This is a genomic window from Pantoea sp. CCBC3-3-1 (genome assembly GCF_007981265.1).
Taxonomy (GTDB): Bacteria; Pseudomonadota; Gammaproteobacteria; order Enterobacterales; family Enterobacteriaceae; genus Erwinia.
In genome coordinates, this window is record NZ_CP034363.1 from 2,721,883 (window position 1) to 2,744,141 (window position 22,259).

The 22,259-nt window shown below is 53.0% G+C and carries 22 protein-coding genes; 10 read left to right on the top strand and 12 right to left on the bottom strand.

All coding sequences use genetic code 11. The annotated features are described in order from the left end of the window. Positions 1 to 50: 50 nt before the first annotated feature. Positions 51 to 269, top strand: coding sequence for an ogr/Delta-like zinc finger family protein (locus tag EHV07_RS12735; protein WP_147198415.1), 219 nt, complete (start codon positions 51 to 53; stop codon positions 267 to 269). A gap of 42 nt (positions 270 to 311) precedes the next feature. Here EHV07_RS12735 and EHV07_RS12740 read toward each other — a convergent pair whose 3' ends face one another. Continuing rightward, complete coding sequence (locus tag EHV07_RS12740) at positions 312 to 1,073, bottom strand: hypothetical protein (protein WP_147198416.1); 762 nt, start codon at positions 1,071 to 1,073, stop codon at positions 312 to 314. A gap of 208 nt (positions 1,074 to 1,281) precedes the next feature. Between EHV07_RS12740 and EHV07_RS12745 the strand changes: the two genes are divergently transcribed. Continuing rightward, on the top strand, positions 1,282 to 2,331 hold the full coding sequence (locus EHV07_RS12745) for a tyrosine-type recombinase/integrase (RefSeq protein WP_147198417.1): 1,050 nt from the start codon (positions 1,282 to 1,284) through the stop codon (positions 2,329 to 2,331). A gap of 346 nt (positions 2,332 to 2,677) precedes the next feature. Here the strand turns inward: EHV07_RS12745 and EHV07_RS12750 are convergent, their stop codons facing one another. From EHV07_RS12750 to yobA, 3 genes are read right to left on the bottom strand one after another with little or no spacing between them, the layout of a single operon-like run. Continuing rightward, positions 2,678 to 3,016 carry a YebY family protein gene (locus tag EHV07_RS12750; protein ID WP_147198418.1) on the bottom strand — a complete coding sequence of 113 codons (339 nt, stop codon included), beginning with the start codon at positions 3,014 to 3,016 and terminating at the stop codon, positions 2,678 to 2,680. A gap of 52 nt (positions 3,017 to 3,068) precedes the next feature. Next, positions 3,069 to 3,950 (bottom strand): copper homeostasis membrane protein CopD, encoded by an 882-nt coding sequence (gene copD, locus EHV07_RS12755; protein ID WP_147198419.1) that lies wholly within the window; start codon positions 3,948 to 3,950, stop codon positions 3,069 to 3,071. Between the two features lies 1 nt (position 3,951). Further along, positions 3,952 to 4,317, bottom strand: coding sequence for a CopC domain-containing protein YobA (gene yobA, locus EHV07_RS12760; protein WP_147198420.1), 366 nt, complete (start codon positions 4,315 to 4,317; stop codon positions 3,952 to 3,954). A 161-nt stretch (positions 4,318 to 4,478) separates the two neighbouring features. Between yobA and EHV07_RS12765 the strand changes: the two genes are divergently transcribed. The 3 genes from EHV07_RS12765 (at position 4,479) to exoX (ending at position 6,225) form a co-directional block, all read left to right on the top strand. After that, the gene (locus EHV07_RS12765) at positions 4,479 to 4,709 is read left to right on the top strand and encodes a DNA polymerase III subunit theta (protein WP_147198421.1); all 231 of its coding nucleotides are present in this window, start codon (positions 4,479 to 4,481) and stop codon (positions 4,707 to 4,709) included. Between the two features lie 82 nt (positions 4,710 to 4,791). Further along, a complete protein-coding gene (locus EHV07_RS12770; RefSeq protein ID WP_147198422.1) occupies positions 4,792 to 5,535 on the top strand; it encodes a carbon-nitrogen hydrolase family protein in 744 nt (247 codons plus the stop codon). A gap of 27 nt (positions 5,536 to 5,562) precedes the next feature. Beyond that, positions 5,563 to 6,225 carry an exodeoxyribonuclease X gene (exoX, locus tag EHV07_RS12775; RefSeq protein WP_147198423.1) on the top strand — a complete coding sequence of 221 codons (663 nt, stop codon included), beginning with the start codon at positions 5,563 to 5,565 and terminating at the stop codon, positions 6,223 to 6,225. Here the strand turns inward: exoX and EHV07_RS12780 are convergent. After that, the gene (locus EHV07_RS12780; protein ID WP_147200615.1) at positions 6,222 to 8,285 is read right to left on the bottom strand and encodes a prolyl oligopeptidase family serine peptidase; all 2,064 of its coding nucleotides are present in this window, start codon (positions 8,283 to 8,285) and stop codon (positions 6,222 to 6,224) included. The genes exoX and EHV07_RS12780 overlap by 4 nt on opposite strands. Before the next feature lie 154 nt (positions 8,286 to 8,439). After that, positions 8,440 to 9,093, bottom strand: coding sequence for a tellurite resistance TerB family protein (locus EHV07_RS12785; protein WP_147198424.1), 654 nt, complete (start codon positions 9,091 to 9,093; stop codon positions 8,440 to 8,442). A 234-nt stretch (positions 9,094 to 9,327) separates the two neighbouring features. On the opposite strand from EHV07_RS12785, the gene EHV07_RS12790 reads away from it, so the two are divergent. Next, a complete protein-coding gene (locus EHV07_RS12790) occupies positions 9,328 to 10,167 on the top strand; it encodes a sugar phosphate isomerase/epimerase (RefSeq protein ID WP_147198425.1) in 840 nt (279 codons plus the stop codon). A 137-nt stretch (positions 10,168 to 10,304) separates the two neighbouring features. Here EHV07_RS12790 and EHV07_RS12795 read toward each other — a convergent pair whose 3' ends face one another. After that, positions 10,305 to 10,676 carry a YebG family protein gene (locus EHV07_RS12795; protein WP_147198426.1) on the bottom strand — a complete coding sequence of 124 codons (372 nt, stop codon included), beginning with the start codon at positions 10,674 to 10,676 and terminating at the stop codon, positions 10,305 to 10,307. Positions 10,677 to 10,816: 140 nt separating this feature from the next. Between EHV07_RS12795 and purT the strand changes: the two genes are divergently transcribed. Beyond that, positions 10,817 to 11,995, top strand: a complete 1,179-nt coding sequence (purT, locus tag EHV07_RS12800; protein WP_147198427.1) for a formate-dependent phosphoribosylglycinamide formyltransferase — start codon at positions 10,817 to 10,819, stop codon at positions 11,993 to 11,995. Between the two features lie 241 nt (positions 11,996 to 12,236). On the opposite strand, the gene EHV07_RS12805 is transcribed toward purT, so the two are convergent. Then, complete coding sequence (locus EHV07_RS12805; protein WP_147198428.1) at positions 12,237 to 12,878, bottom strand: bifunctional 4-hydroxy-2-oxoglutarate aldolase/2-dehydro-3-deoxy-phosphogluconate aldolase; 642 nt, start codon at positions 12,876 to 12,878, stop codon at positions 12,237 to 12,239. 219 nt (positions 12,879 to 13,097) lie between these two features. Further along, complete coding sequence (zwf, locus tag EHV07_RS12810; protein WP_147198429.1) at positions 13,098 to 14,573, bottom strand: glucose-6-phosphate dehydrogenase; 1,476 nt, start codon at positions 14,571 to 14,573, stop codon at positions 13,098 to 13,100. Positions 14,574 to 14,948: 375 nt separating this feature from the next. Between zwf and EHV07_RS12815 the strand changes: the two genes are divergently transcribed. The 3 genes from EHV07_RS12815 (at position 14,949) to EHV07_RS12825 (ending at position 18,731) form a co-directional block, all read left to right on the top strand. Beyond that, entirely contained in the window at positions 14,949 to 15,815 is an 867-nt protein-coding gene (locus EHV07_RS12815) for a MurR/RpiR family transcriptional regulator (RefSeq protein ID WP_147200616.1), read from the top strand. Positions 15,816 to 15,926: 111 nt separating this feature from the next. After that, positions 15,927 to 17,369 (top strand): pyruvate kinase, encoded by a 1,443-nt coding sequence (gene pyk / locus EHV07_RS12820; RefSeq protein ID WP_147198430.1) that lies wholly within the window; start codon positions 15,927 to 15,929, stop codon positions 17,367 to 17,369. Between the two features lie 126 nt (positions 17,370 to 17,495). Further along, on the top strand, positions 17,496 to 18,731 hold the full coding sequence (locus EHV07_RS12825) for an MFS transporter (protein ID WP_147198431.1): 1,236 nt from the start codon (positions 17,496 to 17,498) through the stop codon (positions 18,729 to 18,731). 68 nt (positions 18,732 to 18,799) lie between these two features. Here the strand turns inward: EHV07_RS12825 and lpxM are convergent, their stop codons facing one another. From lpxM to znuA, 3 genes are all read right to left on the bottom strand, one after another. Beyond that, the gene (lpxM, locus tag EHV07_RS12830) at positions 18,800 to 19,768 is read right to left on the bottom strand and encodes a lauroyl-Kdo(2)-lipid IV(A) myristoyltransferase (RefSeq protein WP_147198432.1); all 969 of its coding nucleotides are present in this window, start codon (positions 19,766 to 19,768) and stop codon (positions 18,800 to 18,802) included. Between the two features lie 131 nt (positions 19,769 to 19,899). Further along, positions 19,900 to 21,204, bottom strand: a complete 1,305-nt coding sequence (gene mepM / locus EHV07_RS12835) for a murein DD-endopeptidase MepM (protein ID WP_371419690.1) — start codon at positions 21,202 to 21,204, stop codon at positions 19,900 to 19,902. A gap of 39 nt (positions 21,205 to 21,243) precedes the next feature. Then, entirely contained in the window at positions 21,244 to 22,191 is a 948-nt protein-coding gene (gene znuA, locus EHV07_RS12840) for a zinc ABC transporter substrate-binding protein ZnuA (RefSeq protein WP_147198434.1), read from the bottom strand. Positions 22,192 to 22,259 lie beyond the last annotated feature (68 nt).

A 22,259-nucleotide genomic window follows, 5' to 3' on the forward strand; every position in this document is an offset into this window, starting at 1 on the left:
AAAATCCAAACACCCCCTACCCCGCTTCGCTTTTAAAGGTTAATTCGACAATGATGCATTGCCCACTTTGCCAGACCGCTGCACATGCCAAAAGCAGCCGCTATATCTCACGTGAAACTAAAGAGCGCTATCACCAGTGCCAGAACATCAACTGCAGCTGCACTTTCAAAACGCATGAAAGCATAGCGGGAATGATTGTCTCACCTGGTCAGACTAACAAGGTGCCGATCTTTACCCATAACGCGCAACAGCCTTCCCTACTCCATTGATTATGCCCGCGAAAGCGGGCTTCATAAGCAACTTACCGATTTTTAAATCGTACCTATTTCTTGCTCTTTCAGTTTCATTATTTTTTGGGATGAATCCCTATAATTTATGAATCCAATTACGGTTATAGATAGTAAAATAAGAAAAGACGCAGCCATACTAACGAATGTTTTTTTCTGCTGAGCATTATTCTTTATCGCTGAACTTATTATATCTTTTCTATCCTTACCCTGATTGAGTAAATAATCGCATGTTTCTTTATAGTTCTTCCCCCCACTTATTACTACACGAGGATCGTGACAATTTACCTCTTGATTTCCTTTGTAAGGATCCAGCACCCTTTCTGTATTTATAAACATGTACTCATCATTCTCAAATCTGTAGGTAGCATATCCATTTTTGTATTCACTTGATGCATTAGCTGTAATCATGAACAAAAGCATAAATGCTACACCGGCACCGATTACGGCTATATAATCTATAGCATTTAATTTGCCTTTCATTACAGGGCCAAAAAAACCAGCAAAGAGAAATGAAATATTTTTGAGCTTTCCTTCTTTCCTTTTCTCCTCTATAAAATATATCTCTTCATACTTTTCTACATATATTCCATTAATTAGCCTATATAGCTGAATATCGAATATCTCGTTATTAATATTTTCATTTCTCCCATCATTAAATTTAACCCTTAGAATTTTAAAAAGGAACCTTAACAGGAAAGATATTCCACCGGTTCGTATCATTGCAAAGATAAATATGCTAATCCCCAAAAAAAACTCATAAATAGTCAAACTCGTACTGTCCATCAAGCTCCCCTCATTAAACTTTATTTAAATAGCCTATCCATGGTAAGCGAAACATTATGGAATTTTAAGGAAAGTTTATCTATAGCTAAAGATAAAGTTGCTTATTTAATAGGCAGCTAACCTTTTATATGTTTAAAACAAGCAAATCAAACATTGAATACTGGTTTTACATACAGTATTTTTACCGTTTTTCTTTTCAGGCGGCATCGTGGCAATCAGAAAACAGACAGACGGCAAGTGGTTATGCGACTTCTACCCGAACGGGCGCGAAGGTAAGCGCATCAGGAAAACGTTTAAAACCCGTGCCGAAGCGATTGCTTATGAACGCTATCAGGTCGAGGAAGCAAAAGATAAGCCCTGGCTCGGCAAGAAAGAAGACAGCCGTAAACTGAGCGAATTAATCAGCCTGTGGTACAAACTGCATGGCTGCTCGCTGGGCGACAAAAAAGGCCGGTTGGGTAAACTCCATATTATTTGTCGAGGTCTGGGCGATCCGATTGCTACCTCCATAACTGCTAAAGACTGGGCACACTATCGCGAGAGGCGGTTAAACGGGCAAATTGAGAACGGCTATAAAACCAGTGAGAAATCCTTGAAGGTTAAAGTCGGTACCGTAAATCGTGAGCACTGCTTTTTAAGAGCGGTATTTAACGAACTGGAACGCCTGGGGGAAATCGACTACCCCAACCCGCTTAAAAATATCCGCGAGTTTGACGATCCTGAAAAGGAGATGTCCTGGCTCACTGACGCTCAAATCTTACGTCTGCTTGCAGCTTGCGAACTGCACGGCAACCCGGAGCTAACCCTGATAGTCAGAATTTGTCTTTCTACCGGTGCGCGTTGGAGTGAAGCCGCAGGACTAAAGGCAAGTCAGATATCCCCGAACAAGATCACGTTCATCAACACCAAAGGCAAGAAAAACCGTACGGTTCCTATTGGGGATAGTTTGTATAACGAGCTTAAAGATAAGGAAGGGAAATTTTTCTCAGAGTGCTATCGGCAGTTTTACCGGGTGATACGTCTGGCCGAAATAACCTTACCAGAAGGCCAGATGAGCCACGTTCTGCGTCACAGCTTTGCCAGTCACTTTATGATGGCCGGAGGTAATATCGTGGTATTGCAACGCATCTTAGGGCATTCCGATATCCGCGTGACCATGCGTTATGCGCACTTCGCACCCGACCATCTGGAAGAGGCTGTGACCAATAATCCGCTAGCGAGAATGGTCCAAAAAAGTGACTACAAAGTGTCTACATAGGTTCTTACAGGGAGTAATACGGTACAACAGGATGCGTTTTAAGTGATTGATTTAACTATAAGTGACTGTTTTAAAACCCCAACCAAAAAAAGACCAAAGACGATTCCTGTCTTTGGTCCAGGGAAATGGCTCGTTGAGAGCCGTGCGCTAAAAGTTGGCATTTATGCAGGCGATGTCGCCTTGCCCTTTAAAAGGTAGTACAGACGTGAGGATTTTCCAGCCAGTTGTAAACAGGGCCAGAGGAAGATGATGACTCTGTGATCGTAACGGCAGAAATGATTACGGCTGGGAAATACCCGGAGGGATCTGCTACCGCGTAAATAGTCACGCGGCGGCAGAGCACAAGTCAGTCACACAGCTTTTGAGCGCGCTCGATAAAGGGTGCGAGGCTCTTTTTCTGGCCCGGCTGCTGAGGATCGTCAATCTGAATCACGCTAATCGGCTGAGCTTTCGCCCGTCCGCTTTTTACCAGCTGCATCGCGATGTCGTTCAGCGGATACTGCACCAGCGTACTGGGATTGATAGCGAAAAGCGCGCCGCCCTTCGCACAGGTGAGCATCACCTCTTCCCGATCAAACGCCCAGTTGTTTTTTCCCATTTCAAAACGGCTGACGGTGATGATTTCCGCCGCCATCGCGCTGGAACAAAAACTTAATGCGATCAGTAAACTGGCCAATTTTTTCATGATATTACGATCTCTCTCTGAATAACGCCTGTGCACCAGGCGGTCAATAAAATCAGGCGGGTTCGAGCGTGGCAAAGACGCTGACCAGCAGCAATACCAGCGCAGACAAAAAAACTTCTGCCAGCGTGGTAAGCATAAAAGTGTGCTGCGCCCGCGCGCCGCTACGCTGAAAACGCGGCACCAGTGAATAGCGGTTATAGAGCGCGATGCCGCACATCGTCATCACCAACAATGTCTTGGCGAGCAGCAGCATAGTGTAAGGTTGCAAATGGGCCGGAGGCCATTCGGGAAGCAGTATCATCGCGTTAAGCATACCGGTAATAATCACCAGCGCGACGGCAAGATGCCCCCAGCTGGAAAAGCGCATCATTGTACGGATAGCATCATAACGCGTCGCCAGCTGCCGTGCCTCACGCATCAATAACAGCACCGGCAACAGCCCCCCCGCCCAGAAGGCCGCTGAGAGTAAGTGTACGATCTGGATCCCTCGCTGAATGCCGCCTGCCACGCCATCCAGCATGGCCGCGTGCCCGACAAAAGCCAGGCCGGCCAACTGTCCTGCTGCGCTAAACAACCACGTCAATTGTTGTACGCGTCCTTTTAACAGAAGCGCGGCAACGCTAACGGCGGCCATCAGCAGTTGCCATTGCCATGCCTGACCAAAGCGCGTTTGCGCTGCCGCCCGCCAGACGCTGAGATTGCTGATATCCTGCCAGCCGTTGCCCATCAGCCCGGTCTGCGCAGCCAGCAGCAGAATCGCAGTGGCCAGCGCAGCCCACGCGCTGAGAGTGAGCAAACGGTGGAACCGGCCAGTGAGCGTTTCTCTGAAGCGTGCAGGAGCCAGCAGCGCGGTATAAAGGCTGCCGCCAGCAAGCGTCATCAGCGCAGTAAAATGCAGCCAGCGACAGAGAATATAAAAGAAGCTAAGTGACATCTCACTTCACGCTGAAGGTATAGTTCCCTTGCGTTTTGTGCCCATCCACAGAGAGCACGTGCCAGCTGACCTGATAATGTCCACTGGTCAGCGGTTTTTCCAAAGGCACAATCATTTGATTATGTTCTCTTGGCGCACGGGCGGCTTTCGCCAGCGGTATAGCCTGATTGTTACCATCGGTGATTTCCACGCCGCTGAAAGCCGGTTCGATATCTTCAGAAAAAGTCAGCGTTAGCGCCTGCGGAGAAGCAGTAACGTTCGCATTCGCCGCGGGATACTGGCTTTTGAGGTGGGCGTGAGCAGAAGCTTGCTGAGAGAAAGCGGCAGCGGCAAATGCCAGCGCCATAACCATAGAGAACTTACGCATAAATCGTATCATCCTGACCAAAGCAGCCCTGAGCTGCGGTAAGGCCGAAAGAATACTCCGCTTAAAATAAGGTGTCGAGTCGTTAACAACCTGAGCGCCTCATCGTGCTTGCGAAACGTTCGCGACTGCTTTATTTTTGCGGCGATTATCAGGAGATTTTTATGAATTACAATCTGGCCGAACTGACCCAGGAAGAGAAAGACAAGGTAAATGTGGATTTGGCAGCGGCAGGCGTGGCTTTCAAAGAGCGTTATAACATGCCAGTTGTGGCCGAAATGGTGGAGCGCGAGCAGCCCGAGGCGTTGCGTGAATGGTTCCGCCAGCGCCTGGCGAGTTACCGACAGGCGTCGCTGAGTCTGTCGCGGTTACCTTACGAACCGAGGCAAAAATAGTCGCTGAATTTCGCTTAATTTGCTTGTTTTTCCCTCCCGCTTCGGTTGAGATATCGCCTTAAACCGTCCTACGAGAGAATATATGTCTGTCTGGAGTGTCGCTGCTGCACAATCGGGCTCGCGTCCGGGAGATGTTGACTGGAACATCTCGCATCATCTTGACTTTATTAATCAGGCGGCTGAACAGCGCGTTGATTTGGTTATTTTCCCGGAGCTGTCCATCACAGGTTACGAACTGGAGATAGCCAGCGATCTGGCAATGCCTGTCGACGATGCCAGGCTGGATGTGTTAGCCGAGGCGGCGACGCGGCATAAAATGGCTATCGTGACCGGCTTGCCGCTGCTGTATGAGGATGAAATCCGCCTCAGCGCCCTGACGTTTTTGCCGGAAGGGACGCGTCTCGCCTACTGCAAACGTAACCTTGTTCCTCAGGAGCAGGCTTTTTTCCAGGCGGGTCAAAGCGTGCCGCTGTTCGGCTATCAGCACCATAATGTTGCGCTGGCAATCTGTGCTGATATTGCGGTAGAAGAGTTCGCTGCCGATGCGGCCAGCCGTGGCGCTAATCTTTATGCCACCAGCGTTTTGCTCTCTGAGAACGGCTACGAAAAGGATTGCGAGTACCTGGCCCGCTGGTCCCGTGAATACAAAATGGCGGTGATGATGGCCAACCATGCCTTGCCTACCGGCGGCTATCAGAGCGCCGGAAAAAGCGCGTTATGGGATGAAAACGGCAACCGGATAGTACAGGGCGGCAACGGCGAGCAGCTGGTCATCGCCCGCCGTACAGGTAAAGATTGGCAAGGAGAGGTGCATTCGTTACGCTAGCCGTTGGTTTATTGAGAAGGACGAAATATGTTACGCGTGATCGACACCGAAACCTGTGGTTTACAGGGTGGCATTGTTGAAGTGGCATCAGTCGACGTGATTGACGGCAAAATCGTCAATCCGATGAGCGATTTGATCTGCCCGGATCGCCCAATCAGTCGTCAGGCAATGGCGATTCACCGCATCACCGAAGCGATGGTGATGGGCAAGCCGCCAATAGAACAGGTTGTCAGTCGCTATCACGGCAGTCCTTATTATGTGGCCCACAATGCCAGCTTTGATCGCCGCATGCTGCCCGAAATGCACGGTGAATGGATCTGCACCATGACGCTGGCGCGTGGGCTGTGGCCGGGTAAAAAATACGGTAATCAGGCGCTGCGTGAATCATTACAGCTGAATGTCACCCCTCCTGCCGGGCTGCATGCTCACCGTGCTTTGTATGACTGCTACGTTACCGCCGCGCTGCTGATCCGCATCATGGAATTTTCAGGTTGGGATGCCGCTGAGATGGTTCGCCGGATGCAGGTTCGGGGTTCCAGCGCCACTTTTCCCTTCGGGAAGTATCGCGGCAGCCGGATTGATGATGTCGTGAAGCGCGATCCGGGCTATCTCAAATGGATGCTGAAAAATATCCCGGATCTGAAACCCGACCTGCGCAGCGCAATGGAGCGGGCGTTGTCGGCAGATTAATGTGTGTTGGCCGTGGTCAGCGTCTCCTGAGCCAGGCCAATCAGGAATGCGTATTCCAGCGCGACGCCCTCGTATGATTTAAAGCGCCCCGATTTTCCGCCATGCCCGGCATCCATATCGGTGCAAAGCAGCAGCAGATTCTCATCGGTTTTCATGTCGCGCAGTTTCGCCACCCATTTCGCGGGTTCCCAGTACTGTACCTGGGAATCGTGCAGGCCTGTCGTCACCAGCATATGCGGATAGCTTTGCGCGCTGACACAGTCGTAAGGGCTGTACTGGCGAATGTAGCGATAGTACTGCTCGTCAGCAGGGTTGCCCCACTCGTCATATTCTCCGGTCGTCAGCGGGATAGTTTCATCCAGCATGGTGGTGACAACATCCACGAAAGGCACCTGCGCGACTACGCCATGGAAGCGTGACGGCGCCATATTGATAACGGCACCCATGAGCAGGCCGCCTGCACTTCCGCCCATCGCATAGAGCTTTTCAGGATTGCCATATCCTTTCTCCACCAGCGCATTAGTGACGTCAATAAAATCATGGAAGGTATTAAGTTTATTCAGCAATTTGCCATCTTCATACCACTCCTGGCCCAGCTCTCCGCCGCCGCGCACGTGAACCAGGGCGTAAACAAAGCCACGATCCAGTAAACTCAGGCGACTGGCGCTAAAATCGGCATCCATATTGCTGCCGTAGGAACCATATCCGTAAACCAGCATCGGGCTTTTTCCTGGCCTGAAATGCTCTCGGTGATAAACCAGTGAAACCGGCACTTCCACGCCATCACGCGCTTTGATCCAATGATGTTCGCTGCGGTAACGGTTTGGATCAAATCCTTTTACCTCAGACTGCTTCAATATCCTGCGCTCTCCGCTGTCCATATCCATTTCAAACAGCGTATCGGGCGTGGTCATTGAGGAATAACCGTAACGGAGTTTTGAGGTCGCCGGATCGGGGTTATACGCCAGCCAGGTGACGTACGCCGGGTCGTCAAAGGCAATCCCGAAATCTTCCCCGGTCTGCCAGTTAATTTGCCGCAGGCTGGTCAGCCCTCGCTGCCGCTCTTCCACCACCAGCCAGTCTGCAAACAGCGCGAAATCCTCCAGCCTGATATGGTCGCGAGCAGCAATTACCGTCTCCCACTCCTGTTCATTGAAATGGTCGGTTCGGTACAGACCGAAGTTTTTTCCTTCGCGATTCGATCTGACATAAAAGTGGTGCTGATAGTGATCGATTGTATATTCGTGATCTTTACGGCGCGGGCTGAAAACCTGCGGTTTAGCATCTGCGAATTCGGCATCCAGCAGTAAAATCTCGCTGGTTGTGCTGCTGGCAAGCGCGATCAGGATAAAGTGTTCAGACGTGGTTTTGTGCACGCTGACATAGAAAGTGTCATCTTTCTCTTCATAAACCAGCTCGTCATCCTGCTGCGAAGTGCCTAACCGGTGACGCCAGACCTGCCATGGCAACAGCGTCTGTTTATCTTTCAGCACGTAGTAAAACGTCTGGCTGTCGTTAGCCCAGACAAAGCTGGAGGAGACGTTTTCCAGCACTTCCGGATACCAGCTGCCGGTTGCCAGGTTACAGAAGCGAATACCGTACACGCGGCGAGACAAAAAATCTTCCGCCAGCGCCATCGTCTGGTTATCGGGGCTGATGCCTAAGCCACCCAGCGTATAAAACTCGCTGTGGGCAGCACGCTGATTACCATCCACAAGGATGTCCCATTGATCCGGCGTAGCGGTCTGTTCCGGCTGGCGGGTGTAAAGCGCGTATTCGTTGCCCTCTTCATAGCGGCGCTGATAACGAAAACCGTTTTTCACGTAAGGAACGGAATGGTCCTGTTGCGGGATGCGGTCAACAATCTCTTTCAGCACGTTATCCTGCAACGCCTGCTGCGTATGCATAATGGCTTTGCCGTAATCATTTTCCGCATGGAGATAATCGAGCATTTCGGTATTGGAGCGTTCATCATCACGCAGCCAGTAGTAATTATCGACGCATGTTTCGCCGTGAAGCGTCATCTCATAAGGTATTTTTTTGGCGACTGGTGGTTTTATCATTCTCGGCCCCGCTTAATCAGTTACATAGAGTAAGGGTGGCAGCTGTAAGGATGATTGCCAAGGGTAAAGCGAGCGAACAGAGGAATATTATTGGTATCGGGTGGCTGCGCCCCACCCGGGGAACGGGTTAAATTCAGTACCAGTATAAACATTAAGCGGGAAGTTTGGCTTTCTCGGCCTGAATATCCTTTGCCATGCTGTCACGGACATCCTGCGGGATTTTCAGTTCATCGCCCAGCGCCTGTAGATAGCTACGCTCCATAAAGTGGTCCACATCAATGACCAGATTGCTGAGGAAATAGACTTCCAGCGCTTCCTCCTCGTTTTTTACATCATCAGCCAGCATTTTTGGATCGAGCGGCATATTAATCGCGCGCTGGATCAGCTTTTCGCCTTCTGCACCTAAACCGGCCTGATGAATGTGTTCATCGATGGCCTGCCGTTCCTGACCATCAATATGGCCGTCGCTTTTCGCCGCAAAGACCAGTGCCTGAACCAGTCGTTCTGCGCGCCGGTCGACGGACGATGATTGCTGACCGAACTGCGGTTCATTTTGGTGAGTTTCGCTAACCCGCTGCTTATATTTATTCCACAAGACGGCCGCCGCCGCCGCGCTTCCACCTACAATCAGCGCATTTTTGCCGTATTTCAGAAGCAGATTACGGGAGGATTTACTGGCAATCAGCATGCCTGCCAGACCGCCCAGCGCGCCAGGCGCCAGCATCTTACTCAGGCCTTCCCCACCGTTGCCGCCCTGCTTGCTGCTACCCAGTACCGTTTGTATTTGCTGTAGCCAGTTACTCATCACCTGCTCCTTTCACAAAGAAAGTCACCAGCATAGAGCGCTCCACGTCAAGAAGCGTCAAGCCAGGCAAAGCCTGGAAAACCTTCGGCTCCTGCACTTCGTCTGCAAATCTCAACAAATCACTATACTTAGCTCGCCCGTCAGCTTTTCACCGTCTTTTGCAACGTGCAGCGGCGGCATCTGGAAAGGCTGGCAGATAAGAGAATCTTGCATATTTTGATAAGGGGAAAAAGGATGCGTTTTAACGATAACCCGCTGTTTATCAATACGGTTTTGTTGGGCGGCAGCCCGGAAGAGAAATTACTGGCGGCCGCTCAGGCTGGCTTCAGCCAGGTTGAGCTCTGGCGGCAGGATGTGGAGCAGGCCAGCGGTAGCGCAGTGCAGCTGGCGGAATTGTTTCAACAACAAAAGCTGTTGCTAACCGATTACCAGGTGTTGCTGGATTTTGATGGCGCGCCGGATGACCAGCGTCAGGCTAAGCGTGATGAAGCAGTGGAAATGATGGATACCGCTCTCAAACTGGGTGCCACCACAATCCTGACGCCGGCTTCAACGCATCATGCCTGCATTGCCGATCGTGAAGAGGAAGATCTGTGCTGGTTAGCAGATGAAGCGGGAAAGCGGGGGCTGCGCGTCGCTTATGAAGCGATGGCGTGGAGTACGCATCTCAATACCACCAGCGCCGCCTGGCAGCTGGTTCAGCGTATAGATAAGCCAAACTTGGGTCTGGTGGTAGATGCCTTTCATATTTTTGTGCTCGACCGTACCGTTGCTGACCTGGAGGGCATTCCGATGGAGAAGATTTTCCTTGTCCAGCTTTCCGACCTGGCTACAAAGCCTGATAAGGCGAATCTGATCGACACCGCCCGCCACAAGCGTTTATTACCCGGCGAGGGCAACTTTCCGCTGCACACGTTACTGGATTATCTGGCCGGGAAAGGCTACAGCGGGCCGATAGGGCTGGAAGTCTTCAATGACGAAATCCATCGGCAGCCGCCGGTGACAGCCGCGAAAGAAGCCATGCAGGCTTTAAAGACATGCTGCGGACACGCTTCTTTCAGTCATACTCATTAACCCGCCAGCGCCGGTTCCTGACCTGAACAAACAAGCCCGCAAAGCAGGCTTGTTTGCGCTCCGGTCGGGACTGTCACAACCCAGGCGGGTAAACTCAGGCCTGCACTTACCGCCCGGCAAACGCTGGCCATAAGCTGCTACGCCGCCTTCACAGCGCGAGGCCCTTTTGCCTTCGCGGAAGAGGGGTTCTCTTCATCTAAGCCAGCGGATACCGCTTCGCTCTCCGGCTCTTCTGAAACGGTCACTGACGATGCTGTTCCTTCGGTCGCGGCTTCCGGCATCTTGCTGGTACGAACGATGTGCTGCACGGCATCTTTATGCTCGGCAAGGAACATGCCCAGCGCTTCGCGCTGATCTTCTTCCATTGCCAGCGGCGCAGCGCTCAGCCAGTCGCAGAACACTTCGGCCATATCGAGCATTTTGTCGTATGCATCAGCTTCTTTCTTGCTGGCGAAAGTCATCTTTTCCTCACCTTTTCTGACAACAACATATTTGATTTCAACAGCCATGGTCCACACCTCGCTTACCTGTAATTATATACAGTATATCAGCCCACCTTATTTAACTCAAGTTTGCAAATCAGATGAACGCGCAATCGTTTTCGTTTATACTGCGCGCGCATTTTTTTTCATCTCATCAGGTAAAGATTATGACGACTCTTGGTACCGCACTGCGCCCCGCCGCAACCCGTGTAATGCTGCTAGGTTCTGGTGAACTGGGCAAAGAAGTGGCGCTTGAATGTCAGCGTCTGGGTGTTGAAACAATCGCAGTCGATCGCTATGCCGATGCGCCCGCCATGCACGTTGCCCATCGCAGCCACGTCATTAACATGTTGGATGGCGAAGCGCTGAAGGCGTTGGTTGCACTGGAGCGCCCGGATTATATCGTGCCGGAAATCGAAGCCATCGCCACCGATATGCTGATTGAGCTGGAAAAACAGGGCCAGCGCGTGGTGCCAACCGCCCGTGCGGCGCGCCTGACGATGAATCGTGAAGGCATCCGCCGTCTGGCCGCTGAAGAGCTGGCGTTGCCGACTTCGACCTACCGCTTTGCCGATAACGCGGTCGATTTTCATCAGGCAGCTGAAGAGATTGGTTTTCCGTGTATCGTCAAGCCGGTAATGAGCTCGTCAGGTAAAGGGCAGAGCTTTATCCGTGAGGCGCATCAGCTTGATGCCGCATGGGAGTATGCCCAGCAGGGTGGACGGGCTGGTGCAGGCCGCGTCATTGTAGAAGGCGTCGTGAAGTTTGATTTTGAGATCACCTTACTGACTATTAGCGCTGTTGACGGCATCCATTTCTGCGCGCCCATTGGTCATCGTCAGGAAGATGGCGACTATCGTGAGTCATGGCAGCCACAGCAAATGAGCGATCTGGCATTGCAACGCGCTCAGCAGATTGCTGAAAAAGTCGTTCTGGCACTGGGTGGCCACGGTCTGTTTGGCGTTGAGCTGTTCGTTTGTGGTGACGACGTGGTGTTCAGCGAAGTCTCCCCTCGCCCACACGATACCGGCATGGTTACGCTGATCTCGCAGGATCTCTCTGAGTTTGCCCTGCACGTTCGCGCGTTTCTCGGTCTGCCCGTCGGCGGCATCCGCCAATATGGCCCTGCCGCTTCTGCGGTGATTCTGCCTGAGCTGAACAGTGACAACGTTCAGTTTGCAAACCTCAACGACGTTCTTGGTGCCGGGTTACAGCTGCGGTTGTTCGGCAAGCCTGAAGTTCAGGGCAAGCGTCGTCTGGGCGTAGCTTTGGCAACCGGAAATGACATTGATGAGGCCATTCAGCGCGCGATCAACTGTGCGGCTGGCGTCAAGGTTAGCGGCTAAGGTTAACGCCAGGACGGCGATGGCGCTTGAGGCTTTTTGCCTCATTCCAGCAGCGAATGGCTGAGTTTGTTGTGAGGCAGACAGAAGAAAGCGGCTTTGATGGCCTGCGAATCCGGCAAGTCGCAACCTGGAGCGGGGGGAACCCCGCTTTGCCAGGGCTGTATTGGCCAGATGTCGTCACCAGCGCCTTTCATAAAGGACTGTCAGTTTTGGCTGGCAGTCCTTTTTTTGCCGTCGCGGATTAAATCGCCGCGCCTGCTACCGCTTCTTTCGCCAGCTGCGTGATGCGATCGTAATCGCCCGCTTCAAGCGCATCTGCCGGCACCAGCCATGAACCGCCGATGCACAGCACGCTTTTCAGCGCCAGATAGTCGCGATAATTAGCAGGAGAAATGCCGCCCGTTGGGCAAAAACGTACCTGAGGGAAAGGCCCGCCAATTGCCTGTAGCGCTTTAACGCCACCGTTGGCTTCTGCCGGGAAAAATTTAAATTCACGCAGGCCATAATCCAGGCCGGTCATCAGTTCAGAAACGGTGCTGATCCCTGGGATAAGCGGCACCGTGCCCGCTACCGCCGCTTCGAGCAGTGGTTCAGTAATGCCCGGGCTGATAACAAACTGCGCGCCTGCGGCGGTGACCTCTTCCAGCTGCCTGACGTTCAGCACCGTCCCCGCGCCAACGATCGCTTCCGGCACTTCCTGAATCATGGCTTTCAGCGCGTCCATCGCACACGGCGTACGCAGCGTGACTTCCAGCACTCTTACGCCGCCTGCGACCAGCGCCTTTGCCATTGGCACGGCATGTTCCAGCTTGTTCACTACGATAACCGGCACAACCGGGCCAGTTGTCAGAATTGTTTCAGCGCTTGTTTTCCAGTGGGTCATCGTCCTGCTTCTCCTGTCTGGCCAGCCACATCCCCCTGAGGACGAAGCAGGCAAAAAGCGACGCGCGCGGCGTCCGGAAAGTAAATTCGCCACTACCATACATGATTACTGCCCGCGCCGTCCATGCGCTCACCACTTTTTTGAAATGGCGGTTCATTTTTGAATGGTGCTGAATTCAGGGCATAAAAAAACCCGCCGTAGCGGGTTTATTTAAGGGCTTTATTCAAACTCATTCCATGAACGGCCGTCGCGGGTAATCATGGCCACGGAGGCAACCGGTCCCCAGGTGCCGGCCTGGTAAGGCTTCGGCGCTTCGTTATCCGCCGCCCAGGCTTCCATGATGGAGTCAACCCACTTCCAGGCTTCTTCCACCTCATCACGGCGTACAAACAGCGCCTGGATGCCGCGCATCGTTTCCAGCAACAAGCGCTCGTAGGCATCCGCCAGGTGTGACTGGTTGAACGTTTCAGAGAAGCTCAGGTCCAGCTTGGTGGTTTGCAGATTGTGTTTATGATCCAGTCCTGGCACTTTATTCAGGATCTGAATATCAACGCCCTCGTCCGGTTGCAGACGAATGGTCAGCTTATTCTGCGGCAGCTCCTGCCAGGAATCTTTAAACAGATTCAGCGCCGGGTTTTTGAAGTAAACCACCACTTCCGAGCATTTGGTTGGCAGACGCTTACCGGTACGCAGGTAGAAAGGTACGCCAGCCCAGCGCCAGTCGTCGATATCCACGCGAATAGAGACGAAGGTTTCGGTATTGCTGGACTTGTTAGCGTCCTCTTCTTCCAGGTAGCCAGGCACTTTTTTACCCTGGACAAAGCCAGAAGTGTACTGACCGCGCACGGTTTTATCGCGCACGTTGGTGTGGTCGATGCGACGCAGCGAGCGCAGTACTTTCACTTTTTCATCGCGAATACGGTCGGCTGAGAGATCGGCTGGCGGCGACATGGCGATCATGGTCAGAACCTGTAACAGGTGGTTCTGGATCATATCGCGCATCTGGCCCGCTTTGTCGAAGTAACCCCAACGGCCTTCGATGCCCACTTCTTCTGCAACGGTAATCTGCACGTGATCGATGGTGCGATTATCCCAGTTGGAAGCAAACAGCGAGTTGGCGAAACGCAGCGCCAGCAGGTTAAGCACCGTCTCTTTACCCAAATAGTGGTCAATGCGGAAAACCTGGTTCTCTTCGAAATATTCGCCAACCTGATCGTTGATTTCCTGAGACGTTTCCAGCGAGGTGCCCAGCGGCTTTTCCATCACTACGCGAGCAGGCTGTGCGTTAAGCTTGGCCAGGCCCAGACCTTTACAGATTGCGCCGAACGTTCCCGGCGGCATGGCAAAATAGTTGATGGTTACGCGCTTCTTCTGATCGAGCATTTTGCCCAGTTTAGAGAAATGCGACGCGTCATTAACATCAAGATTACAAAAATCGAGTCGGCTGCTGAGCTTATCCCACAGCGCTTCGTCGATCGTTTCCTTCATGAAGGTTTCCAGCGCTTCACGCACCACTTTGGTGTAGGCTGCTTTATCCCACTCTGCACGGCCCACGCCGATAATGCGTGATTCTTCGTGAATCTGACCGGCTTTTTCCAATTGATACAGGGAAGGCAACAGTTTCCGGCGTGCAAGATCGCCTTTGGCACCGAAAATCACCAGATCGCATGCCTGGGCTGTTTGTGTAACCGCCATTTTATTCTCCTCGTTGCAGGATAAGCCTGACCTGCCGATTCCTTGCACAGTCAGACTCTTATTGTAATTTTCTTTCATACAATGTACTGCTTTTGTCGGGTCCGCGTAAACCTGACAGGCACTGCGTAGCACAGAGTAGACCGATTAAATCGGCTCCGCCGCTGCCCGAGCGTACAGTTTGTGCGTAATTTTCCTTCTTTTTTGTTACTGTGTTCGACCGGGTGAAAATCAGACACCGCTCAAATAATGGTAAAAAAAGCAGGGAAACGTCGCGATGTCGCTGCCTGCGGGCAATTCGCACGCGGTATATTCTCTACAACTTGCTATCGGTTTCTCCACTGAATGAAATCGACAAAATGTATGAGTGACGATGTTATGACTATGCTGGAAAAAATTCAGGCTAGCCTGGAAACCCTTAGCAAATCCGAGCGGAAAGTAGCCCAGGCGATCCTCGCCTTACCTGGCGAGGCCATTCACGCCAGTATCGCTACGCTGGCGAAGCAGGCTGACGTCAGCGAACCCACCGTCAATCGTTTTTGCCATCGCATGCAGACTAAAGGCTTTCCGGACTTCAAGCTCCAGCTGGCGCAAAGTCTGGCTAACGGCACACCCTATGTCAGTCGTGATATCGATGAAAACGACAGCGTAGAGGTCTACAGCGGCAAGATCTTCGAGTCCGCGCTCGCGGGTCTGGATCGTGCCAGAAGCACGCTGGACGCAGCCAACGTAAACCGTGCCGTCGACCTGCTGACCCAGGCAAAGAAAATCGCCTTTTTCGGCCTGGGCGCTTCAGCCGCTGTCGCCCACGATGCGATGAATAAATTTTTTCGCTTCAATGTGCCTGTCATCTGTTCCGATGATATTGTTATGCAGCGGATGTGCTGCATCAACAGCACCGAAGGCGACGTTATGGTGCTGATTTCCCATACCGGCCGCACTAAAAATTTAGTCGAACTTGCGCAGCTTGCGCGGGAAAATGATGTCTCGGTTTTGGCCATTACCTCGCCGAATTCGCCGTTGGCTCGCGAAGCCACGCTGGCGCTGACGCTGGATGTGCCGGAAGATACCGATATCTATATGCCGATGGTATCCAGGCTGGCTCAGCTGACGCTTATCGATGTGCTTGCGACCGGCTTTACGCTGCGCCGTGGCGCTAAATTCCGTGATAATCTCAGACGCGTTAAGCTCGCGCTGAAAGAATCTCGCCTGGATAAAGAAGATCTGGCCGCAGTGCGGCTTTAGTATTGCTATCAGGGAGATAGCGGCCTGACGCCCGGCCGTTATCAGATAAAACAGTAACAGCCTTTCGGGAATTGCGCTGGCAATATCCTTTCAAAGTCAACGGAGTTACACATGTCCAGACGTTTAAGAAGAACCAAAATTGTCACCACCCTCGGACCCGCTACCGACCGCGACAATAACCTCGAAAAAATCATCGCCGCCGGTGCCAACGTCGTTCGTCTTAACTTCTCTCACGGCACGCCAGAAGATCATATGCAGCGCGCCAACAATGTCCGTGCTATTGCGGCAAAATTAGGCCGTCACGTTGCCATTCTTGGCGATCTTCAGGGCCCCAAAATTCGCGTGTCCACCTTCAAAGAAGGCAAAGTCTTCCTGAGCATTGGCGATCGCTTCCTGCTGGACGCCAGCCTGGGCAAAGGCGAAGGCGATAAAGAGAAAGTGGGGATTGATTATAAAGGCCTGCCAGCGGACGTGGTGCCGGGCGATATCCTGCTGCTGGACGACGGTCGTGTGCAGTTGAAAGTGCTGGAAGTTCAGGGCATGAAGGTCTTTACCGAAGTCACGGTGGGCGGCCCTTTGTCGAACAACAAAGGCATTAATAAGCTGGGCGGCGGCCTTTCAGCCGAAGCGCTGACGGAGAAGGATAAAGCCGACATCATTACCGCTGCGAAAATCAACTGCGATTATCTGGCCGTTTCATTTCCACGCTGCGGCGAGGATTTAAATTACGCGCGTCGTCTGGCTCGTGAAGCGGGCTGCGAAGCAAAAATCGTCTCTAAAGTGGAACGCGCTGAGGCCGTAGCCTCGCAGGAAGCGATGGATGACATCATCCTGGCTTCTGACGTGGTGATGGTTGCCCGAGGCGATTTGGGCGTGGAAATTGGCGATCCTGAACTGGTCGGTATCCAGAAAGCGCTGATCCGTCGCGCTCGTCAGCTGAATCGCTCGGTGATCACCGCCACGCAGATGATGGAATCGATGATCACCAACCCCATGCCAACCCGCGCGGAAGTCATGGACGTGGCGAACGCCGTGCTGGACGGTACCGATGCGGTCATGCTCTCGGCAGAAACCGCGGCCGGGCAGTATCCGGCAGAGACCGTTACCGCCATGGCCAAAGTGTGCCTTGGCGCGGAGAAAATCCCCAGCATCAACGTTTCCAAGCACCGCCTGGACGTGCAGTTCGATAACATTGAAGAAGCTATCGCTATGTCCGCCATGTATGCGGCTAACCATCTTCAGGGCGTCACGGCGATTATCACCATGACCGAGTCGGGCCGTACCGCGCTGATGACCTCCCGCATCACTTCTGGCCTGCCGATTTTTGCCATGTCGCGTCATGAGCGTACGCTGAATTTGACCGCGCTTTATCGCGGCGTAACGCCCGTCTTCTTCGACAGCAACAACGATGGCGTCGTTGCCGCACACGATGCGACCAATCTGCTGCGCGATAAAGGTTTCCTGATGTCTGGCGATCTGGTCATCGTAACGCAGGGCGACGTGATGAGCACCACCGGCACCACCAACACCAGCCGCGTGCTGCGCGTAGAGTAACCTCTGAGAGCTGAGAGGCTCAAACGAGAGAATATTCATCCAGCTGGCATAAAAGTGGTGTATGTTGGCGCGGTCGCTTCGGCGGCCGCGTTTTTTTTATCTTTTTTTTTGCTGGAAGGAGCCTGCATGGCCTCATTTGTTCCGGTGTCGAGCTTAACCCGCCGTCACCTGATTTTTCCCCTCTGTCTGGTGCTGTTTGAATTTGCCACCTATATCGCTCATGACATGATCCAGCCCGGCATGCTGCTGGTGACCAGCGAATTTAAGGTCGGGCCGGAATGGGTTTCGGCCTCGCTGACGGCTTACCTGATTGGCGGTATTGTGTTGCAGTGGCTGCTTGGCCCGCTTTCTGACAAATTTGGCCGTCGTCCGGTAATGCTCGCGGGCGTAGCATTCTTTATGCTGACCTGCTTCGCCACCCACTGGGTACAAAGCATTGAGCAGTTTATCCTGCTGCGATTTTTGCAGGGTACCAGCCTCTGTTTTATCGGTGCTGTAGGCTATGCCGCGATTCAGGAGGCGTTTGATGAGTCGCTAAGCGTGAAAATGATGGCGCTAATGGCCAATGTCGCGCTGATTGCGCCGCTGGCAGGCCCGCTGGCGGGCGCGGCTTTTTTATCATTCAGCGACTGGCGCACCATGTTCTGGCTGTTTGGTGCCGTTTCCGCCATTGCCCTGCTCGGATTATGGCGAACCATGCCGGAAACGGCGGGCGATAGCGCCACGTCGCTGGCGCTAAAATCTCTGGCGCGCGGCTACGGTTCTTTGCTGAAAGACCGGCAGGTAATGGGCGGTTCGGCGGCCATCGGGCTGGTGACCATCCCCTGCCTGGCCTGGGTCGCGCTGTCGCCGGTGATCCTGATCCATGACGAAGGCCTGACCCGGCTGGATTATGCCCTGCTACAGCTGCCGGTGTTTGTCGCGATGATCGCGGGCAATCTGGTGCTCAGCCGTTTGGCGGGACGCATGCCGATTGAGCAACCGCTGCGCATGGCGGCATGGCCAATTTTAATCGGCCTGGCGCTGGCCGCGCTCAGCACCGGGATCAATGCGCACAGCTACTTATGGCTGACGGCCGGACTGAGCCTGTATGGTTTTGGCACCGGTCTGGTAAATGCGGGACTCTATCGCCTGACGCTTTTTTCCAGCGAGGCGGGCAAAGGCAGCGTCGCGGCGATACTGGGCATGGTCAGTATCCTGGTCTTTGCGCTGGGCATTGAACTGGCAAAAGGCGCTTACTTTCATGGCGGCAGTTTCTGGTTCAGCCTGGTCAATCTGGGCAGCGGCCTGCTGTGGTTCTGGCTGGTACGGGCGTTTCTGCGTGAACGCAAGCGACGTGCCACGCGGGTTTCGCTGGAGTAATTTGCGGTACAGGAGACCAGCCACAATCGTTTGACGATAGCGGCTGGTCTCCTTAAAGGCGCAATGCCTTACTTCTTGCGGAAGAGATCCTTGCGTCGGTAAGGCTCGATATCGCCCTCTTTGCGGGTCTTCAACAATTTGAGGATCCAGGTGTACTGTTCCGGATTGGGCCGCACGAGGATTTCAACTTCCTCGTTCATCCTGCGCGCCAGCGTCTTGTCATCAGCTTCCAGCAGATCGTCCATCGGTTCACGAAGGTGGATATCCAGGCAATGCGTTTTGCTGTTGTAGACCGGGAACAGTGGCACCACGCGAGCGCGACAAACCTTCATCAGACGGCCTACTGCCGGTAACGTTGCTTTATAGGTTGCAAAGAAATCGACAAACTCGCTGTGCTCAGCGCCGTGATCCTGGTCGGGAAGATAGTAACCCCAATAGCCCTGACGCACCGAACTGATAAAAGGCTTGATGCCGTCGTTACGGGCGTGCATGCGGCCACCAAAGCGGCGGCGAATGGCGTTCCAGACGTAGTCCATCAGCGGGTCGCGCTGGTTATGGAACATTGCCGCCATTTTCTGCCCTTCCGAAGCCAGTACCATTGCGGGAATATCCACTGCCCAGCCATGCGGTACCAGAAAGATAATGTTCTGATTTTCTGCGCGGATCTGTTCGATGATCTCTCTGTTGTGCCAGGTAATGCGCTTACGGGCATGCTCGGGGCGCATCGCCAGTTCGGCCATCATCACAATAGACTGCGGTGCGGTAGCAAACATCTCATCGATGATGTTTTCCCGTTCGGCTTCAGCGACTTCAGGCATGCAGTAAAAGAGGTTGATTTGCGCGCGACGGCGGGCGCTTTTGGCATACTTTCCTGCAAAACGCCCGAGCGCGCCCAGCAGCGGATCGCGCATTTTTGCCGGGAGCCAGGCTATACCGGCGCAGAGTCCAATGGCCAGCCAGCTTCCCCAGTGACGCGGTAATAAAAAAGACTTCTGAAAGGTGGGAATAAACTCATTACTGCTTTTCTTGTTTTCCATGCACTCGCCTCAAACTTTAACCGGCTAATGATAGTGCTGACGGGCTATTTTGCAATGCCCGTTTCCTGTTGCGGATAAAAGAAAAGCCGACGGGCGATGCCGTCGGCTTCAGCGTGCAAAAATCAGGCGGGTTATTTCAGGCGCAGCTGAGGCACAACCTCGCGTACCTGCGCCAGATAGTCGCTGCGATCTTTACCGGTCAATCCTTCCATGCGCGGCAGTTTTGCCGTAAGCGGATTCACTGCCTGGTTATTGATCCAGATTTCAAAGTGAAGATGCGGCCCGGTGGAGCGACCGGTATTGCCGGTCAGGCCAATACGTTCGCCACGTTTTACTTTGTCGCCGGGTTTCACCAGCAGTTTCTTCATGTGCATATAGCGGGTCATATACTGACGACCGTGACGAATAGCCACGTAGTTGCCCGCCCCGCCGCTGCGTTTTGCCACGATCACTTCACCGTCGCCCACGGCCAGTACGGGTGTACCAAGCGGAATGGCAAAATCCACGCCTTTATGCGGCGCAACGCGGCCCGTGACCGGATTCAGACGATGTGGATTGAAATTGGAAGAGACACGATACTGTCTTGCCGTTGGGAAGCGCATAAAGCCGTGCGCGAGGCCTGCACCGCTGCGATCGTAGAATTTTCCATCGGCAGCGCGAATAGCATAGTAATCTTTGCCGCTGGTTTGCAGACGCACACCCGCCAGCTGGCTCTGCTGGCTCTGGCCGTCCAACACTTCGCGTGACATTAATACAGAGAATTTGTCGCCGTTACGCAGCTTACGGAAGTCCATCTGCCACTGTAATGACTTGATGACTGCGCTAATTTCACCGCTGCTCAGTCCGGCGGCTTTGGCACTACTGACGAAGCTGCCGTTAACCGTACCGGTCAGTACGCTGTTCTGCCACTCGCCTTTCTGGATTGCCGCAGAGGACTTGAACGTATCGCCAGAGCGATCGTAAGTGCGGGTTTCACGGCGTGAAGCTTCCCAGGTCAGGCGCTGAAGCTGCCCGTCATCGGTCAGTGTCCAGGAGAGCTGCTGGCCAATTTGCAGGTTGCGCAGATCTTTATCGACTTTGACCAGCTGATTGATATCCCCCATATCAATACCATACTGATTAAGCACGCTGCTTAACGTATCGCCTGATGACACCACGTAATCATGCGTGCCGGTTTCGTTGGGAACATCCTGATCTAATTCATCTTTTGGCACATCATCATCAGGGGAAGGCATGTCCTGATCGATCGGCTCACTGGCTTCAGGCAAAAGCGTCCGCAGCTGGTTTTTATCCAGCTCGATGCTTTTAACAATCGCATTTTCGCCCGTGGTGGCGGGATGATAAACAAACGGCCGCCAGACGGAGACGGCCAGTGTGACAACGGTAAGCGAACCCAGCATAACGCGGTGGGTTCTTGGCAATGTGTTAAACGCCATGGCGACAGCGCGGGCAATCTGCTGCACGTATATATTCCTCTAGGCTCCTTTCAGGCAGCTCGTGTACTGGCTGGACAGCTGTGAGAGGAATTTCACGTAGCTATCCCGGTCCACGGCGATGTTCGTTCCCAGCGGATCCAGCGTTCCAGTACGGACCTGAGTTCCCCGGGCGACGGCATCAATAACGGCTGGCCTGAACTGTGGCTCAGCAAAGACGCAGGTCGCCTTATGCTCAACCAACTCTGTTCGAATTTGATGTAATCGCTGAGCGCCAGGCTGGATTTCAGGGTTAACGGTAAAATGACCCGTTGGAGTCAGACCGAAATGTTTTTCAAAGTATGTGTAAGCATCGTGAAAAACGAAATACCCTTTGCCCTTAACCGGCGCAAGCTGAGTTCCTATTTGCGTATCAGCCGTGGCCAATTCTGCCTCAAAATGCTGCAGGTTCGCGTCAAGTTTGTCTCTGCTTTGCGGCATAAGTTCCAATAATTTTGCGTGGATTGCAACCGCAGATTGCCTTGCGATTTCAGGGGACATCCACAAGTGCATATTATATTCGCCATGATGGTGATGATGTGCCTCTTCTTCCTGCGCAGGGTCGACTGCGTTGTGCTCATGTTCATCATCGTCTTCACCACGAATTAACAGCGGCTTAACTGTTGGCAGCTCAGCGAGTTCGAGCGACTTTTGCACCGGCAATTGTGCTACCGCTTTCGGCATAAACGCTTCCATTTCAGGGCCTACCCAGACAACAAGATCCGCGCCACGCAGGCGTTTGATGTCGGAGGGGCGCAGCGAATAATCGTGTTCAGAAGCGCCATCGGGCAACAAGACTTCTACCGGCGTAACCCCATCGGCAATGGCGGCGGCAATAAATCCCAGCGGTTTAACGGAGGCAACCAGCGCGGCATGAGCAGGCGTGGCAAGCGAAGCGGCAAATCCGAGCGTAGAAAGCAGGGTCAATAAGGGCTTATTTTTATGTAACATAATGCTTCATTCCATCGTGACAGGTCGATGGATTGTGATATTATAACATTCTAAAACTTCTGCAACCT

Coding starts and splice junctions, on each gene's coding strand:
- EHV07_RS12735 (WP_147198415.1), top strand. CDS start 51: ATGATGCATTGCCCACTTTGCCAGACCGCTGCACATGCCAAAAGCAGC.
- EHV07_RS12740 (WP_147198416.1), bottom strand. CDS start 1,073: ATGGACAGTACGAGTTTGACTATTTATGAGTTTTTTTTGGGGATTAGC.
- EHV07_RS12750 (WP_147198418.1), bottom strand. CDS start 3,016: ATGAAAAAATTGGCCAGTTTACTGATCGCATTAAGTTTTTGTTCCAGC.
- copD (WP_147198419.1), bottom strand. CDS start 3,950: ATGTCACTTAGCTTCTTTTATATTCTCTGTCGCTGGCTGCATTTTACT.
- yobA (WP_147198420.1), bottom strand. CDS start 4,317: ATGCGTAAGTTCTCTATGGTTATGGCGCTGGCATTTGCCGCTGCCGCT.
- EHV07_RS12765 (WP_147198421.1), top strand. CDS start 4,479: ATGAATTACAATCTGGCCGAACTGACCCAGGAAGAGAAAGACAAGGTA.
- EHV07_RS12770 (WP_147198422.1), top strand. CDS start 4,792: ATGTCTGTCTGGAGTGTCGCTGCTGCACAATCGGGCTCGCGTCCGGGA.
- exoX (WP_147198423.1), top strand. CDS start 5,563: ATGTTACGCGTGATCGACACCGAAACCTGTGGTTTACAGGGTGGCATT.
- EHV07_RS12785 (WP_147198424.1), bottom strand. CDS start 9,093: ATGAGTAACTGGCTACAGCAAATACAAACGGTACTGGGTAGCAGCAAG.
- EHV07_RS12790 (WP_147198425.1), top strand. CDS start 9,328: ATGCGTTTTAACGATAACCCGCTGTTTATCAATACGGTTTTGTTGGGC.
- EHV07_RS12795 (WP_147198426.1), bottom strand. CDS start 10,676: ATGGCTGTTGAAATCAAATATGTTGTTGTCAGAAAAGGTGAGGAAAAG.
- purT (WP_147198427.1), top strand. CDS start 10,817: ATGACGACTCTTGGTACCGCACTGCGCCCCGCCGCAACCCGTGTAATG.
- EHV07_RS12805 (WP_147198428.1), bottom strand. CDS start 12,878: ATGACCCACTGGAAAACAAGCGCTGAAACAATTCTGACAACTGGCCCG.
- zwf (WP_147198429.1), bottom strand. CDS start 14,573: ATGGCGGTTACACAAACAGCCCAGGCATGCGATCTGGTGATTTTCGGT.
- EHV07_RS12815 (WP_147200616.1), top strand. CDS start 14,949: ATGACTATGCTGGAAAAAATTCAGGCTAGCCTGGAAACCCTTAGCAAA.
- pyk (WP_147198430.1), top strand. CDS start 15,927: ATGTCCAGACGTTTAAGAAGAACCAAAATTGTCACCACCCTCGGACCC.
- EHV07_RS12825 (WP_147198431.1), top strand. CDS start 17,496: ATGGCCTCATTTGTTCCGGTGTCGAGCTTAACCCGCCGTCACCTGATT.
- lpxM (WP_147198432.1), bottom strand. CDS start 19,768: ATGGAAAACAAGAAAAGCAGTAATGAGTTTATTCCCACCTTTCAGAAG.
- mepM (WP_371419690.1), bottom strand. CDS start 21,204: ATGGCGTTTAACACATTGCCAAGAACCCACCGCGTTATGCTGGGTTCG.
- znuA (WP_147198434.1), bottom strand. CDS start 22,191: ATGTTACATAAAAATAAGCCCTTATTGACCCTGCTTTCTACGCTCGGA.